Raw genomic sequence first — 16,068 nt, 5'->3', positions numbered from 1 at the left:
TTCTCCTCCGTTTTTTATTTTTTAAGTATCGCTTATTCCGAGAAATGCTTCTCTATAATTTCGTCTAAAAGAGCCTTGCATCCTTCTTGAACTAAGTCATATACTTCGTCAAAATTTCCCGTGAAATAAGGATCAGGCACATCTTCAATATGTAAATCGGGCACAAAATCCAAAAGCCTTGCAATATAACCTGTTTTAGTATGTCCAGCCATCCTTCTCAGGTTTCCTACATTTTCGACATCCATTCCAATAATATAATGGAATTTAGCTACATCCTCTTGAATCACTTGTCTTGCTGTTTGCCCTTTAAAATCAATGTTGTTTTTCGTTAAAATAGATTGCGTCCCTTCATGAGGAGGATTGCCTTTGTGCCAGCCTCCTGTGCCTGCAGAATCTACGTGAATTTGTCCTTCTAGCCCTTTTTTCTTCACCATATCTTTAAAGACCGCTTCTGCCATGGGTGAACGACAAATATTTCCCAAACAAACGAATAATACGTTAATCATAGTCTCGACTCCTTTCCCTTATTACAAACATTATATACAATCATTTTCAAACTAAAAAATAGTTTTCTTTTATTTATATCGTTTCCACTCTTCTTTGGATAAGAACCTGACATAAAAGTGTTCACACGATAAAAACATGTTACAATAAAAAAAACGCAACTGGAAGGATGAACAAAGTGGATTTATCAGTAAAATCTCCAGAAAATATTAAACATATGGTCGATAGCATTAGTGAAAAACTGCGCATGCTAAATATCGGAGCAATTAAAGCTGAAGCTTTTGACGAAGAAATGTATGAAGACTTAAAGTACTTATACGATATGGTAATGAGAAAAGATTCTTTTAGCCCAAGTGAAATGCAAGCAATCGCGGAAGAATTAGGTACACTGCGTAAACAAGCTTAATGACAACTCCGTCAATGACTAATAGCCATTGACGGTTTTTTCTACATTTTTTTCTATACATGAATGCTGCACCTTTTAGCGAGCAAATAAGAGTTAAATCGTTTACATACACATAGATGAAATATTCCCAAAAATCTTTCTTTTTTATTAGGAATTGACGTTTTTATTATTTGTCTATAGAATGTATCGAAATACCTAAAGCTCGTATAGTCTTGGAAATAGGGTCCAAGAGTTTCTACCGAACTACCGTAAATAGTTGGACTACGAGGGTTGAACATCATTCATACTGCATTTTTATTCTTCTTTATGTTCTCCCTTACATAGTCCTTCATTGTTATTCAGTTATACAATGAGAGGAGTCACATTCATGTCAAATACAAAAACAATCTTAAAAAAACAGCTTGCTGTTGCCAATAAAAAAATACCTGCAGATCTTGTAGTGAAAAACGGGAAAATTATCGATGTCTTTACGCTTTCCATCATTGAAGCCGATATTGCGATTGCTGATGGAGTGATTGTTGGAATAGGTCAATACGATGGGAATAACGTCGTTGATGCAAAAGGAAAATACATTTCTCCTACGTTCATTGATGGACACGTTCACATTGAATCATCAATGGTTACACCTAAAGAGTTTTCAAAACTTCTTGTACCTAGAGGCGTCACAACTGTCGTAACGGACCCTCATGAAATTGCGAATGTTTCAGGGAAATCTGGCATTGAGTTTATGCTTCAAAACTCGGATTCCATTCCTTTAGACGTATTTGTGAACTTACCTTCAAGCGTGCCAGCAACTCCTTTTGAAAGCTCTGGAGCCGTCTTAAAAGCAGCTGACTTAGCGCCATTTTTCTCTCACCCTCGCGTGCTTGGATTAGCAGAAGTGATGGATTTCCCTGCTGTGCGAGATGGAGATGACGATATGCTCGATAAATTACAAGCAGCTAACGATGCAAACGGCGTAATTGATGGGCACGGCTCAGGGCTAGATGCTACGGGCGTTAATATTTATCGTACCGCTGACATTTCAACAGATCATGAATGCGTAACAGCAGAAGAAGCAATTGAACGTATTCAGCGCGGGATGTATGTTCTGATCCGCCAAGGTTCTGTCGCTAAAGATTTGAAACAACTATTACCTGCTGTAAATGAACGTAACGCGCGCAGATTTTTATTCTGTACCGATGACAAACACCTAGATGATTTATTAACGGAAGGTTCTATTGATTACAATGTTCGTTTTGCTATTGAACTCGGGCTGGATCCGTTAATTGCGATTCAAATGGCTTCGTTAAATGCCGCTGAATGCTACGGGTTAAAAGATAGAGGTGCGGTTGCTCCTGGTTACAAAGCGGATTTTATTCTATTAGACGACTTAACCGATATATCTGCAGCACATGTCTATCAAAACGGAGAGCTTATTGCTGAAAATGGAGAGATGCTTTCTGTTCAAGAAGAACAAATTGATCTTCCAACAGAACTAATGAATTCTGTTCATCTCAAAGAGTTTTCCATTAAAAAACTTACGATACCACTTCAGCACAATCGCGCTAATATTATTGAAATTAATCCAAACAGCCTGCTTACAAATCATATTGTAGAAGAAGTTCAAGTGAAGCAAAACGAATTTCAGTCTTCTGTAGAAAACGATCAGCTGAAAATGGCTGTTGTTGAGCGTCATCATCTAACAGGGAATATTGGTCTTGGGATTGTAAAAGGTTTTCAGCTAAAAGACGGAGCGATTGCTACCACGATTGCTCACGATTCACATAATATCGTAGCCGTAGGAACAAATGATGAAGATTTAGCAAAAGCAATTGCGGCAATTGAAGAAATCGGCGGAGGTATTGTTATTGTAAAAGGCAATGAAGTGATTGGCTCCCTCCCTCTTTCCATTGGAGGATTAATGTCACCTCACCCTTATAATGAAGTAAACAGCTTACTTAAGCAGCTTCACGGGGCTCTTCATGAGCTTGATATTTCACAGAAATTCAATCCGCTGCTGACACTATCTTTCTTAAGCTTGCCTGTTATCCCGTGTCTAAAATTAACCGACAAAGGATTATTTAACGTAAAAGAATTCAAGCATATCACCGTTCAAGCATAAAATAAAAAGGACTCTTTCGAGTCCTTTTTATTTATATCCTTTAGACGGCGTAGTTCGAGTTTTACGATTTTTATAATGACGATATCCTTCTTTTAAAAGGATAGGAAAAACAGCGACTAGAATTTTTTTTAATATACGTCCCAATTTAAGGCACTCCTTTACGTGTTCTTACTTTACTATACCCAAATTGGACAGCTAAAAACGCAAAAAAAGAGCAGGTATATCCTGCTCTTTTTGTATTACTTACCGATAAATTGTTGAGTCCAGTACGTAGTATCACCTTTTACGTATCCAACACCAATTTCAGTGAAATCAGGGTTTAGAATGTTTTTGCGGTGACCGTCACTATTCATCCAAGCATTCATTACATCTTCAGGAGATTGCTGACCTTTTGCAATGTTTTCACCTGCTGTTGTATATTCAATGCCGAATTGTTTCATCATATCAAATGGTGAACCATATGTTGGTGAATTGTGGTCAAAGTACCCTTTATCCATCATATCTTTTGATTTAGTGCGTGCAACATCACTTAATTTTTTGTTAAGTGTTAGAGGTTTTAAACCTTGTTTTTCACGCTCTTGGTTCACTAAATCTACGACCTTTTGTTCGAATTGACTAGCATCTTTTGTTTGTTCTGCTTTATCAGTATTTTCTGATTGTTGAGCTTTTGTGTTTTGCTGTGTTTGCTCTGGAGCTTTTGCTTCTTCACTTTGCTCTGGTGCTTGTGCTTGTTCCTGTGGAGCTGCTTCAGCTTGCTCTGGTGCTTGTGCTTGTTCCTGTGGAGCTGCTTCAGCTTGCTCTGGTGCTTGTGTTTCTTGTTGTGGAGCTGCTGCTTGAGCAGATTGTCCTTGAGCGTTAAATTTCTTTAATAGCTCATCTACATTTATATTTTGTGCTGCTTGAGCATCTTTAATGTTAATTTGTTTTGGAGTGTTGCAATCAGGAGCTGCTGCATTTGCTTGTCCTGCTGTTAGTAATCCTAATGATACGGCACCTGCGACAGTGGCAATACGAAACCTTTTCTTCATGTTTGAAATCCTCCTATGTGATAATAAAGTTTTTTTGTAAAACCGCAACGCATCTAAGCTTGTAGCAAGCCAATCTCGTGATGCACCCTCATTGTTGCATGAAAACTATGAAACTCGCAACGTCTTTTAAGCTACCAAAATTATACTTTCATTTATGTGAAAAATATTTCGATTGTGTTACGTAGCTTCTATCTATTGGTAGTAAAAGGTTTTCATATTCTTTTAGAAACCGCTTCATCCAATGCAGTAATATAACTGTAAATTCCTCGTCAAAATCGTTACATACAAAAAAGGCGACAGCAGAGTGGTAAACCACCCTGTTATCGCCTTTTACAGAAAGTTTTACTAATATTATTTACTTATTTTAAGACATTTACTGATTCACGTACGAATGCTTCCATATCATCTGGTGTACGGCTTGTAACTAGTTGATTACCGCATACCACCACTTCTTTATCATGGAAGTTTGCGCCTGCATTTTTCAAATCAATAGCAATTGATTTGAAACCAGTTACGTCACGTCCTTTTAATGTTTCAGCATTGATTAGCAGCTGTGGTCCGTGACAAATAGCCATAACCGGTTTGCCTTCATCCATAAATGATTTTGTGAAAGCTACGACTTGATCGTCCGCACGCAAGATATCTGGTGAGAAACCTCCCGGTAAAAACAATGCGTCAAAATCTTCTGGTTTTACATCCGCAATCGCTTTATCAATTGTTAATGTTGTTTCGCCTTGTTTACCTGTTACTTCACCTGTTTTAACATCGATTTTGGTTAGCGTATGGCCTTCTTCTTCAAAGGCTTCGGCTGGATCTGTATATTCCACATCTTCAAATAAATCTGTTACTAATACTGCAATTTTCTTACTCATTCTAAGCAACTCCTTAATTGATTTGTGTACTAATGTTCTATAAATAAAATACCCGTACACTATTCTTTTAAACATAGTTTATGAGTAAAAAACTTTTCTACAATAATCAAAAACCACATTGAAGATTTTTATAAATCAGAAATTCAAAACAAATTAAATGTCTGGAACGTCGTCTCTTCTGGAACTGGATACACGTCTCTCCCTGCAATCACGTTCAGAATACGCTGATTGCGCTGAACGGATAAACCAAGATTTGTTGCGCCAGATCCATGTGAATGTTCGATATTGGTTAACGTAAAAAAGTGGTGGTTACGGGGTTGTTTAAAGACAAGCCGGTAATCTTTTGTGACTTTAAAACGCTTGTCATCTTCCCATTCGATATTATCTTTTATTCGTTCGATGAACGGCGAAATTTTTGGCTTATAGCCCGTGGACAATATCAAACGATCCGCTTCGTATTGAAAAGAGCGTTCAGCCTTTAATTGTTTGCACTCCAGCTCATATCCATTTCCTTTTTTATGAATATCACTTACTTCAGTCGAAGCTTGAATCGTAACTGGTACTTTTCCTTTAAGTGAACGATGATAAAGTAAATCATAGATTTTCGTTAAAGTAGAAGATTCAATTCCGTGACGTAAAGGATTTAAATCTTCTACCGTGCTTGTACGTTCCTCAAAAGACAGCGAATGAAAGTAATTTACATAGTCTGGCGAAAATAACTCTTGAGCAAGCTTGGATTGATCAAGCTGAAAAAAATTCGAGGATCTTGTAAACCATGTAAGGTGGTAATGATGTTCAGTCTGTTCTTCTAGTAAATCAAGAAAAATCTCTGCAGCACTTTGCCCTGAACCAACGATCGTTACATGCTTTCCTTTTTGAATCTCTTCTTTTTTATGTAAATAGCCGCTGCTGTGTAAAATATGCTCATTCAGCTTTTCTTCAAAAGCCGGAGGCACAAGTGGAATGCTTCCTGTTCCCATTACAACGTGTTTAGCATTTACCGTTTGAATTCCCTCAGGTGTTTCTATCTTTACTTCATAATACTCTTCTTCATTTTTTGGTATCACGTCCACAACTTTTGAAGAAAAGTGGCAGGAAGATAGCTGCTCCGCTACCCATTTTGCGTACTCGTTGTATTCTTGACGCGGAATGTCAAAACGATTAAAGAAAAAGAACGGATACAAGCGTTTTTGCCTGTGAATATAATTTAGAAAAGAATAGGGGCTTGTTGGATCCGCAAATGTAACTAAGTCTGCTAGAAACGGAATCTGCAAGTCCGTGCCGTCAATTAACATGCCCGGATGCCATTCAAATTTCTCTTCTTTATCAAAGAAGACGGCATCAATTTCATCAAGAGGCTCAGCAAGGGCCGCTAAGCCTAAATTAAAAGGTCCTATTCCTATTCCCACCATGTCATACTGCTTATTTGTCATCTTTAAACTCCCTTTCATAAAAAAAGCTAACAGTATTGTCTACTGTTAGCTTTTTACCCTTTTTCCATACATTTATGCGGAAGGAGTCATACTCATTTTCGGGCCAAACGATTCATACATGATATTTTCTTGGGAAATACCCATTTCAGCTAGGCCTTCTAACACCATTTGCGTAAATGAAGAAGATCCACAAACATAATAATATGCATGTTTATCGGCGGCATATTTAGCTAGCTCTTTTTTAGTTAAGCGACCATACGTTATATGTTCATCATGCTGTTCTGTTTGCGCTTGACTATAGAAAACGTGTTGTTCAAACGTATATGTCTCTGACAACGATTGAAGCTCTTGTTTCATTGCATGAAACTGCTCATTTTTAGCACTGTGAATAAATGTTACTTCTTGATTGTTTTCCAGTGCTTGATGAAGCATTGACATCATTGGAGTAATTCCTACACCTCCGCTGATAAATACTGATTTACTATTTTCTTTTAAGACAAAATCTCCTGCTGGAACGCTGACTTCAAGCAAGTCTCCTTCTTTCAATTGGTCATGTAAATAAGTTGACACAACCCCGTCTTCCATTTGCTTTTCTTTTTTCACCGTAATTTTATAGTATGGTTGGTTTGGATAGCCAGATAAGCTGTACTGACGAATGGATAAATACTCTTGACCAGGAATTCGTACACTCACATACTGACCTGGCAGAAAAGCAGGCAGCGCTTTTTGATCAGGTGATATTAAATAAAACGAGTACACGTCTTCTGCTTCTTTTACTTTTTTATGAACCATTAGTTTTTTATAATCTTTCCATCCTTTTTCTTCGGCTTCTTCATATAATTCTTGCTCCACACTTATGAATACATCCGCAATGGCACCGTATGCTTCTTTCCAAGCTTCCATAATCTCATCGGTCGCAGCTTCTTTTAAAACATCTTTAATTGCTTTTAATAAGAACTCTCCGACAATTGGATAGTGCTCTGCTTTTACGCCGATACTGCGGTGTTTATGAGCGATTTGCTTTACAACTGGAAGCAGCGTTTCAAGCCGATCGATGTACTGCGCAGCGGCATAAACTGTATTAGCTAACGCCATTTGCTGACGTCCTGTTTTTTGATTTGTTTGGTTAAATACATTTTTTAAAGAAGGATACTGTTCAAAAAGCATCTCATAAAAACGAGTGGTAATTGCTTGACCATGCTTTTCTAAAACAGGAACTGTACTTTTTACAATAGAAATAGTTGTTTGTTTCATAACTTTCGCCTCCGAAAGATTCATTTTTAAAAGATATATTTTTAATACATCTTTATAATACTCACATCTAACTCAAAAAGATATATTTTATATACACATTTAAAGAAATGTTCACAAATTCGCCTCGTCAAAAATGTGAGCATTCTTTCTGTATTTCTTAGATATAGACATGCTATTATAGATATATAAGCTGCTGGTAAGAGAAGAGGTAAAAAGATGAGGCTCACACAATATACAGATTACTCACTGCGAGTTTTATTATATTTAGGCGTTCGCGATAATAATAAACTAAGCAATATAAAAGAAATTGCTGAAGCGTATAATATTTCAAAAAACCATCTTATGAAAATCATTCACGAGCTTGGAAAACTTGGCTTAATTGAAACGATCCGAGGACGAAACGGCGGTATTCGTTTAGCTCAACTTCCAAAAGACATTAATATCGGAAAAGTGGTACGTCAAACAGAAGAAGATTTTCATATCGTGGAATGTTTTGACCGTGAAGGAAACTTCTGCATTATTAGCCCCGTCTGTAAGTTAAAAAGTGTTTTACATGAAGCCATGCAAGCCTTCATTAAGGTATTAGATCAATATACGCTAGAAGATCTAATTCAAAATAAAGATGAATTAAACCTCCTCCTTCTATCTCAAAAAAACGAGGAATGAGTAAACTAAAATTCATTTGAAATCATTCTCGTTTTTTTAACCTTTTTCCCTTTCATCATAAAATAAAAGATGTTACAATGAGGCACGTATTGGAAAGACAAGATGTCTCCATTCGAGCAGACAATGAACCTCATTCTGTTCATCCTAAAAAAATGACGAAAGGGTGTTTGAGTATGCACGTAGGAAGCAAAGGTTGGTATGTTGAGGAACTTAAGAAACGAGGAGTTCGCAACCACGAGGGCCGCAAAGTAGAAAAGTACAAAACATATGTACTTGCTAACTTGCTTGATAAACACAAAAATTAATTAACGTGTAATAAGAGAGTACAAATGCGTACTCTCTTTTTTGTTCATTTAATAAGCAGTGTCTTGATAAAAATAATTTGGTGATAATACTTTATTTTTATAAGGCTTATGAAAAATATGCGTGGTAGCTGGCGAAACCGGCGGGATCAACCACGTCCAGTTCCCAGTCACTTCGCGGCCATTTTTTTGCTCTCTTTCTTCAAACAAGTGAAATTGCTGAGCAGCGGTGTGATGATCTACAATGCTAACTCCTTCTCGTTTAAAAGAAGAAAGCACTGCAACATTTAATTCAACAAGAGCTTTGTCCTTCCAAAGCGTCGCGTTGTAATCCATATTCAATCCCATCATAGAAGCTATTTTTGGAAGTTGATTATAGCGATACGTATCCGCTAAATTTCGCGCCCCAATCTCAGTTCCCATGTACCATCCATTAAACGGTGCCGCGACGTAATCAATCCCTCCAATTTCTAGCTTCATATCTGAAATCATCGGGACAGCGTACCATTTTAACTGTAAGTCTTCAAATTCAGGAAGTTCTGGATGCGTAATAGCTACTTCTTTCACTAAATGTTTTGGAATCTCAAAACATCGAGGTGACTCTTCATTAACTTGCAGTACCAGAGGAAGAACATCAAAGTGAGTTCTCTCACCTTCCCACCCTAAATTTTGGCAAACCTCCGTGAACGCAATAGAATCAGGATCTCCTACCATACCGTATTCCGTCTCATATCCAGCATAGCGGATTAGCTGATGATTCCATATTCTAACCGGCTCTTTTGCTTTCATTTTCGGTTTAAACACCGTAATAGTAGGCCGGATTTTCCCGTCATTTGTTGCATATTCAATATGGTGAAAAAGCGCGTCTCTTACCTCTTCAACTGTGCTTGCCTCTCGCTTATCAAATACATTAAGCGATTTCCAAAATAACCGTCCGATACATTTATTGCTGTTTCTCCAAGCCATACGAGCTCCGTGCTCTAACTCTTCAAATGTATGATCATAATGTCCGAGTGACATAATTTGCTGATGGATTTCTTTTAACCGCTTGTTTTTATCCGCTTCGCTTTTTTCAAGTTCAGCGTAACACGTCTCTATAAATACACGTGCTTGTTCAAATAATTCTTCTTGCTTCAACGTTTGTTCCCCCCTAGAAGAACAGATTTCATTCTTTTCGTTCAAGAAAAGCAAGTTTCAGTATACCATTCTCATAGCGGAAACGCGCATCATAATGCTTTAATAGCCTCTTTCAATATTAACCAAGTTAGAAGGCAATTCGCCTTGTTCAACTTTTTGCAGCGTTTCAACAAAGCACTCGACGGCTTCTTCAGGCGTAGTCACCGCTGAAATATGAGGTGTTATGATGATGTTTGAATGATCCCACCAAGAAGATTCTTTCGTTAACGGCTCATGCTCAAACACGTCTATGTATGCTTTTCGAATACGTTTTTGCTCAATAGCTTCTACTAACGCATTTTCATCTACAGTTGCTCCTCGTCCAACATTTATAAAGTATGCATTTTCAACTACATTCATCCATTTTGGATCAAAGTAGCTTTTTGTTTCATGTGTTAGGGGCATTGTACTAATAATCCAATCGGCTTCTTTTAGCAATTCTTTTTCCTTCGAAATCGAGACCACTTGATCAAATGACGGCTTTTCATTTCCACTTTTAGATACACCAATTACTCGTACACCAAAAGATTTTAAAACGGCTGCAAGACGCCCGCCGATTTCACCTGTTCCGTAAATTATGACCGTTTGAGTAGAAAGCTGCTTAGGCTCTACCACTTTCCACTGCTTTTGTTTTTGCTGATGCTGAAACTGTGCGTGGTGCTGAAGTTCAGCTAGCATATAGCTAAGACAATATTCACTGATTCGCTGACCGAATGAACAAACCGTACGTGTTAACATCACACTCTTTTTCCAATTACCGCTTTCTAAGAACCGGTCGACTCCTGCGCCGAGAGAATGAATCCATTTAAAGCTATGATCTTCAAAGCAATTCGTTGGACCGAAGGATAAAAGCGCGTCAGCCCAGTCTAAATCTTCAATTGTAACGTCTTGCTCTTCCATAAATCGAAACGTCTGAGACAGCTGCTTTTGATTGATTATCTCCTGCAGCTCTTTATGCATTCTTCCTGCCACTAGTATCGTATGAATGTTCATTTCTTTTCCCCCTGCCTTTTTATTCTTTTATATACTCTATTTGAATGATTCGATATAACCGTCCCTTCGTCATGAAGGATTTTCTACATTGATATATATAGTATGAATGAAGTGAAAGGAAGACGCGAGTGAATTTTATATGACTTTCAAGGCTGGAAAACTCATATGGATTTATGTATATAAGTTCGCTATAATCGTTATGAATCAATTTGTTTATAACAAAACGTACGATAGATATTTTAAAAGAAAAGGTGTGTCAGCATGAGTGTATTAAACGTAAAAAATCTAAGCCATGGTTTTGGTGACCGTGCGATTTTTAACGATGTATCATTTCGATTGTTAAAAGGTGAACACGTCGGCTTAATTGGAGCAAACGGCGAAGGTAAATCAACATTTATGAACATCATTACAGGCAAGCTAGAACCGGATGCTGGAAAAGTAGAATGGTCTAAAAAAGTGCGCGTTGGCTATTTAGATCAGCACACAGCATTAGAGCGCGGCCTTTCTATTCGTGATGTACTAAAAAGTGCTTTTCAATATTTATTTGATTTAGAAGCTCAAATGAATGGCCTCTATGAGAAAATGGCGGAGGTATCACCAGAAGAACTCGAAAAACTATTAGAAGAAGTCGGTACGCTTCAAGACCTCTTAACAAACAATGACTTTTATGTTATCGATGCAAAAGTCGAAGAAATTGCACGCGGATTAGGATTAGAAGATATCGGCTTAGATCGCGATGTACAGGATTTAAGCGGCGGACAGCGTACGAAAGTATTATTAGCCAAACTGCTGCTTGAAAAACCAGAAATTCTTTTACTTGATGAGCCTACAAACTACTTGGATGAACAGCATATTGAGTGGCTGAGACGCTACTTGCAAGAATATGAAAATGCCTTTATTTTAATTTCTCACGATCTTCCATTTTTAAATAGCGTGATCAATTTAATTTATCATATGGAAAACCAAGAGTTAAATCGCTATGTAGGAGACTACGACGATTTTATGAAAGTATATGAGATGAAAAAACAGCAGCTTGAAGCAGCTTATAAAAAACAACAGCAAGAAATGGCAGATTTAAAAGATTTCGTAGCGAGAAACAAAGCCCGTGTGTCGACACGAAATATGGCCATGTCCCGTCAAAAAAAGCTCGATAAAATGGAAGTAATTGAACTAGCTCAAGAGCGTCCAAAACCAGAGTTTAACTTTAAGGGTGCTCGTACTTCAAGCAAATTAATTTTTGAAACATCTGATTTAGTCATTGGATACGAAGAGCCGCTTTCTAAGCCACTGAATTTAAAAATGGAGCGAGGTCAAAAGATTGCCCTTGTAGGAGCAAATGGAATCGGGAAAACAACTCTTTTAAAAAGTATTTTAGGAGAAATCAAACCAATTTCAGGCTCTGTAGAAAAAGGAGATTACCAGCATATTGGCTATTTTGAACAAGAAATCAAAACGGCTAATTACAATACGTGTATTGAAGAAGTATGGAATGAGTTTCCTCACTTTACCCAATACGAGATTCGTGCAGCTTTAGCTAAATGCGGCTTAACAACAAAACATATTGAAAGTAAAGTAGAAGTTCTAAGCGGTGGAGAAAAAGCAAAAGTTCGTCTATGTAAGCTGATTAACAATGAAACCAACATTCTTGTACTGGATGAGCCTACAAACCACTTAGATGTAGATGCGAAAGATGAATTAAAACGAGCTTTAAAAGAATACAAAGGAAGTATCTTAATTATTTGCCACGAACCTGAATTTTATCAAGATGTTGTCACAGACGTGTGGAACTGCGAATCTTGGACGACTAAATTATTTTAAAAAAACGGGTTAAAAGAGGCATATCTTTTAGAAAAAGTGGGAATGATAAGATTAAGTTCCCCCCCTTTGTGTGAGTAGCCATTTTTTAAATGGTTACTTTTTTTATGTATAGTCCTTTAATAAAATGGCTATATTGTATCTATACTCCCTAAACCCAAAAAGGCCGCTGCAGCGATGCAGCGGTCTTTTCGTTGTCATGGCTTCATCTGTAGCCAGCTATCAAAATAATGAACAGCTATACTGCTTGGAGGGTTTTCAGCTTGACACTCCGTAAGCAACATACCCAGCTCTTGCATCATCTTTTCTTCTCCTTTAGCAGAAAAAGAAATGTATTCTCCTTCATCTGAAGCCATCGTTTCTACCCCTATTTCAATCGGAGTGGATAGTAAACGTCCCCACTTGCGTTCATTTTCTGTTATTTCAGCAATACCGTTTTCTTGATCTGCGTGGTTTCGGTACGCCATAATTGTGACTTCATCAGCGTACTGAATAACCCACCGCCCCAGCGAACCGGAACCATTGCTATTTTTGAATGGAACTTCGTCAAACCAAAACGGTATATCTACAGCAAGCGGCAAGTGTAACTCATGAGACTGTACAGCGGCTTGAGAAATAACATATTGATACTGCAGAATACTTTTCACGCGATTATTTTCCCAACTTTTATACAAATAAGGCTCTACATCCAAATGAACCCCTGAAAATTGCTGTTGCTCGTCTGCTTCTGCTTGGTAAACTGTTATCCAATTAAAAAATGCTTCCTGCTCTTCTATACCAGAAGGCCCTATCCAATAAGGAGCGCCGTCAAGTGCGTAAACACTTATGCCCTTGGCTTGTGCTTGTTGGATAAAATGCCTATATACGGAAGGTGAAAGATGAGTATCAATTTGTAAATAAACGTTTGTGACCTTTTTTTCTTGAAGCTTTTCGAGGATAGCTTCTTGGTTCAGCATCCATTTCTTTGTATCCCACACCCACGTCGACAGCGGTATATTCATCTCTGCATTCACCTTTGATCCACATCCTATTCCTTTCCCCATATTAAACAGCCATACAACTACCAGAAAAATAAGAACGCACTTGCTTTTCACACTCTTTTTCCTCCTTTATACGAGCCAGAACTCATATAAAGAGAGTCTGACAGCTTGGCACAACTTTATGGTGAATTTCCCCCTTAAATCTGTAGCTTTTAGCAAACTCCTCCTTATCAATTTTTTGCAGCTTAATCTCTATATGTTCTATCGGTTGCTTGATTTATTTCTCTATATCTTTCTTATTAAATAAATATGCCTGTTTTGGATGGTTTGGCTGATTTGGATATTTCAACTGTAATTGTCCTTTTCGTAATAGCTTTGTTAAATAATTATTACGTACTCCATCCGGCGTTCTTTCTAGTAAATAAGCAAACTCTTTAAGCATAAGCGGTTTTTCTTTACATAACTCAAGAATAATATGTTCCATCTGATTCGGCGAAAGCCGTTTTTTTTCACGAGCCAGCGCTGCAATACCCCATAGCTTCGTATCAATATTCTCCACATTTACCAAATTAGAAGAATCCTCTTTTTGTTCCTTATTGAAGGAGTTATGATTTTTATTATAGGAGTTAACATCATTATTATATAAGTTACTCTCATTATTATAGTAGTTATCTTCTTTATTTAAGGAGTTAACATTGTTATTATATGACTTTAACTCCTCTATTAATTCTTTATTATAGGAGTATCTATTTTTATTATAGGAGTCAATTTCGACATCGTTTTCAGGTGTATTTTGATATTTTTCGACATCTTTAAAATTATTTCCCGAATCGGTTATGGACGTATTGTAAGTGTCTTTTTCAGAAGAACTTACCTGTCTTTCTTGAGTGGACAGAGATAACGTGACCACTGTACGATGCATAGAAACATCTTGATCAATAGCCGGCGTTTTATAATGATGCAAGCTCCAATTTTGCTTTACTTTTTTCAAACCAGAGCCCGAACGTTCACATAACCCTAGTAAACTGAATAACTTAACGATATTTGGGTTTCGAAGCTGACTAACGGTATTGCTAAAAACTGAATCTGTAGGTACTAACAAAAGACCTGGATTAGAAAAAACGTAATGTGAAGGTTGCTTTTCTAAAATAACGCCGCCCTCGCCATTATAATCTGCATGAATAAGCATATTAATCAAAACTTCTGTTAAAGAGGAAGCGATTGAAGGCTGGGGTTCGCTATTACGAACAATTTCATGAATATGAAAATAAAAATCAAAGATATTTCCTGACCACGTCCCGTCTTGAGAGGTAAAGCGCTCTGTCCATTCTTCGTTTCCTTTACTTTCCCGGTATTCTAAAAAGTATTGTGGTAAAACTTCTGTGATAATCCGTTCTTCACTGAATAAAAGCAGGCCTGCGAGTGTGACTCCTTCTTTATGGGTATCTCTAACCTTTCCCCAAGCTCCTACTTTGTATAAAAACTCCTTTGTTTCAAGCGCATTCCAAGGATGAGCTGGTTTTACTTCAGCAAACCGATCCCGGTAGCTTTTGATCGTATCAAAATTTAATTCGTTTAATCCATAGTGCTCTAGGATGAGATTATCTTGTAACATATTCAACTCTCCTATTATCTTTGTATATTTATTTAACAGCGCGAATATGCTGTTTCTTACCTCTTGTTACTAACGTACTAACTTTATTTATCTAGATGCCATCAGCACCCCAAAGTCCAGTCCGTAGATTGTACTTCTGTTGTACAATTTCTTCTAAATCGATATATACATCTTATCTATTCTATCATTTTTTCTTTATTCTCTCCTTCATTTTTCAATCTTCAAAACAGTCGAGTTTATTGTGTAAAAGCTGTGGATATTCATCTTTATCCACAGCTTTTACACAGACTACAAACCCTTTTCTAGCTGTTTCAATATAAATTTGTTATAATACCCTTCATAACAACGGATTAAGTGAGGGATTACGTATGGAAAAAGCTACATTTGCAGGTGGATGTTTCTGGTGTATGGTTACACCTTTTGAAGAGCTAGAAGGTATTCACGGCATTGTATCAGGATATATGGGGGGAACTGTGGATAACCCTACTTATGAGCAAGTAAAATCTGGAACAAGCGGTTACTACGAAGTGGTTCAAATCACATTTGACCCCGAAGTGTTTCCGTATAAACGTTTATTAGATCTTTATTGGCCGCAAATTGATCCAACAGATGACGGAGGTCAATTTCAAGATCGCGGCTCGCAGTATCGAACAGCAATTTTTTACCATAACGACAGCCAAAAACAAGCAGCTGAAGAGACGAAGCTAGAGGTCGCAGAAAGCGGACGTTTTAAAAAACCAATCGTGACAAGCATTCTTCCTGCCTCTACGTTTTATGAAGCCGAAGAGTATCACCAAGATTTCCACAAGAAAAATCCAAAGCATTATAAAGAAGACCGCGCTAAGTCTGGGCGAGATGAATTTATTCAAACGAACTGGAAATAATTCTTGTGTTCAAAATAAAGCCGCATAGCGTTTGCT

Annotated in this window: 15 protein-coding genes and 1 riboswitch; of the genes, 6 read left to right on the top strand and 9 right to left on the bottom strand. The window is 37.4% G+C overall.

The window, feature by feature from the left end; genetic code table 11:
* Positions 1–32 precede the first annotated feature (32 nt).
* Positions 33–506: a low molecular weight protein-tyrosine-phosphatase gene (locus MKY06_RS01905; protein ID WP_013055128.1), complete on the bottom strand. Its 474-nt coding sequence runs from the start codon at positions 504–506 to the stop codon at positions 33–35.
* Between the two features lie 176 nt (positions 507–682).
* Between MKY06_RS01905 and MKY06_RS01900 the strand changes: the two genes are divergently transcribed.
* Together MKY06_RS01900 and ade are read left to right on the top strand one after the other, a co-directional pair.
* Positions 683–910, top strand: a complete 228-nt coding sequence (locus MKY06_RS01900; RefSeq protein ID WP_013055127.1) for a DUF1128 domain-containing protein — start codon at positions 683–685, stop codon at positions 908–910.
* A 182-nt stretch (positions 911–1,092) separates the two neighbouring features.
* A riboswitch (purine riboswitch) is annotated at positions 1,093–1,194 on the top strand.
* Between the two features lie 83 nt (positions 1,195–1,277).
* A complete protein-coding gene (gene ade / locus MKY06_RS01895; protein WP_098278437.1) occupies positions 1,278–3,014 on the top strand; it encodes an adenine deaminase in 1,737 nt (578 codons plus the stop codon).
* Between the two features lie 239 nt (positions 3,015–3,253).
* Here ade and MKY06_RS01890 read toward each other — a convergent pair whose 3' ends face one another.
* The 4 genes from MKY06_RS01890 to hmpA form a co-directional block, all read right to left on the bottom strand.
* A complete protein-coding gene (locus MKY06_RS01890; RefSeq protein ID WP_116299237.1) occupies positions 3,254–4,042 on the bottom strand; it encodes a CAP domain-containing protein in 789 nt (262 codons plus the stop codon).
* Between the two features lie 359 nt (positions 4,043–4,401).
* On the bottom strand, positions 4,402–4,914 hold the full coding sequence (locus MKY06_RS01885) for a type 1 glutamine amidotransferase domain-containing protein (RefSeq protein WP_013055124.1): 513 nt from the start codon (positions 4,912–4,914) through the stop codon (positions 4,402–4,404).
* A 143-nt stretch (positions 4,915–5,057) separates the two neighbouring features.
* A complete protein-coding gene (locus tag MKY06_RS01880) occupies positions 5,058–6,347 on the bottom strand; it encodes a lysine N(6)-hydroxylase/L-ornithine N(5)-oxygenase family protein (protein ID WP_098278435.1) in 1,290 nt (429 codons plus the stop codon).
* A 72-nt stretch (positions 6,348–6,419) separates the two neighbouring features.
* Positions 6,420–7,601 carry an NO-inducible flavohemoprotein gene (gene hmpA, locus MKY06_RS01875; protein WP_013055122.1) on the bottom strand — a complete coding sequence of 394 codons (1,182 nt, stop codon included), beginning with the start codon at positions 7,599–7,601 and terminating at the stop codon, positions 6,420–6,422.
* Between the two features lie 216 nt (positions 7,602–7,817).
* Between hmpA and MKY06_RS01870 the strand changes: the two genes are divergently transcribed.
* Positions 7,818–8,267 (top strand): Rrf2 family transcriptional regulator, encoded by a 450-nt coding sequence (locus tag MKY06_RS01870; RefSeq protein WP_028410145.1) that lies wholly within the window; start codon positions 7,818–7,820, stop codon positions 8,265–8,267.
* Positions 8,268–8,440: 173 nt separating this feature from the next.
* On the top strand, positions 8,441–8,572 hold the full coding sequence (locus MKY06_RS01865; RefSeq protein ID WP_016762840.1) for a YflJ family protein: 132 nt from the start codon (positions 8,441–8,443) through the stop codon (positions 8,570–8,572).
* Between the two features lie 48 nt (positions 8,573–8,620).
* On the opposite strand, the gene MKY06_RS01860 is transcribed toward MKY06_RS01865, so the two are convergent.
* Both MKY06_RS01860 and MKY06_RS01855 read right to left on the bottom strand, forming a co-directional pair.
* Positions 8,621–9,706 (bottom strand): nitric oxide synthase oxygenase, encoded by a 1,086-nt coding sequence (locus MKY06_RS01860; protein WP_098278434.1) that lies wholly within the window; start codon positions 9,704–9,706, stop codon positions 8,621–8,623.
* Between the two features lie 99 nt (positions 9,707–9,805).
* Positions 9,806–10,738 carry a D-2-hydroxyacid dehydrogenase gene (locus tag MKY06_RS01855; RefSeq protein ID WP_057275226.1) on the bottom strand — a complete coding sequence of 311 codons (933 nt, stop codon included), beginning with the start codon at positions 10,736–10,738 and terminating at the stop codon, positions 9,806–9,808.
* Positions 10,739–10,999: 261 nt separating this feature from the next.
* Between MKY06_RS01855 and MKY06_RS01850 the strand changes: the two genes are divergently transcribed.
* On the top strand, positions 11,000–12,556 hold the full coding sequence (locus tag MKY06_RS01850; protein ID WP_013055117.1) for an ABC-F family ATP-binding cassette domain-containing protein: 1,557 nt from the start codon (positions 11,000–11,002) through the stop codon (positions 12,554–12,556).
* A 194-nt stretch (positions 12,557–12,750) separates the two neighbouring features.
* On the opposite strand, the gene MKY06_RS01845 is transcribed toward MKY06_RS01850, so the two are convergent.
* Together MKY06_RS01845 and MKY06_RS01840 are read right to left on the bottom strand one after the other, a co-directional pair.
* Positions 12,751–13,647 carry a hypothetical protein gene (locus MKY06_RS01845; RefSeq protein ID WP_029324593.1) on the bottom strand — a complete coding sequence of 299 codons (897 nt, stop codon included), beginning with the start codon at positions 13,645–13,647 and terminating at the stop codon, positions 12,751–12,753.
* Between the two features lie 163 nt (positions 13,648–13,810).
* The gene (locus tag MKY06_RS01840) at positions 13,811–15,148 is read right to left on the bottom strand and encodes an ATP-binding protein (protein WP_289910670.1); all 1,338 of its coding nucleotides are present in this window, start codon (positions 15,146–15,148) and stop codon (positions 13,811–13,813) included.
* A 368-nt stretch (positions 15,149–15,516) separates the two neighbouring features.
* Here MKY06_RS01840 and msrA point away from each other — a divergent pair, with 368 nt between their 5' ends.
* Positions 15,517–16,032 (top strand): peptide-methionine (S)-S-oxide reductase MsrA, encoded by a 516-nt coding sequence (gene msrA, locus MKY06_RS01835; protein WP_029324598.1) that lies wholly within the window; start codon positions 15,517–15,519, stop codon positions 16,030–16,032.
* Positions 16,033–16,068 lie beyond the last annotated feature (36 nt).

The sequence above is a fragment of the Priestia sp. FSL P4-0332 genome (genome assembly GCF_038005845.1).
Lineage (GTDB): Bacteria > Bacillota > Bacilli > Bacillales > Bacillaceae_H > Priestia.
This window is presented reverse-complemented; position numbering and strand designations above follow the sequence as displayed.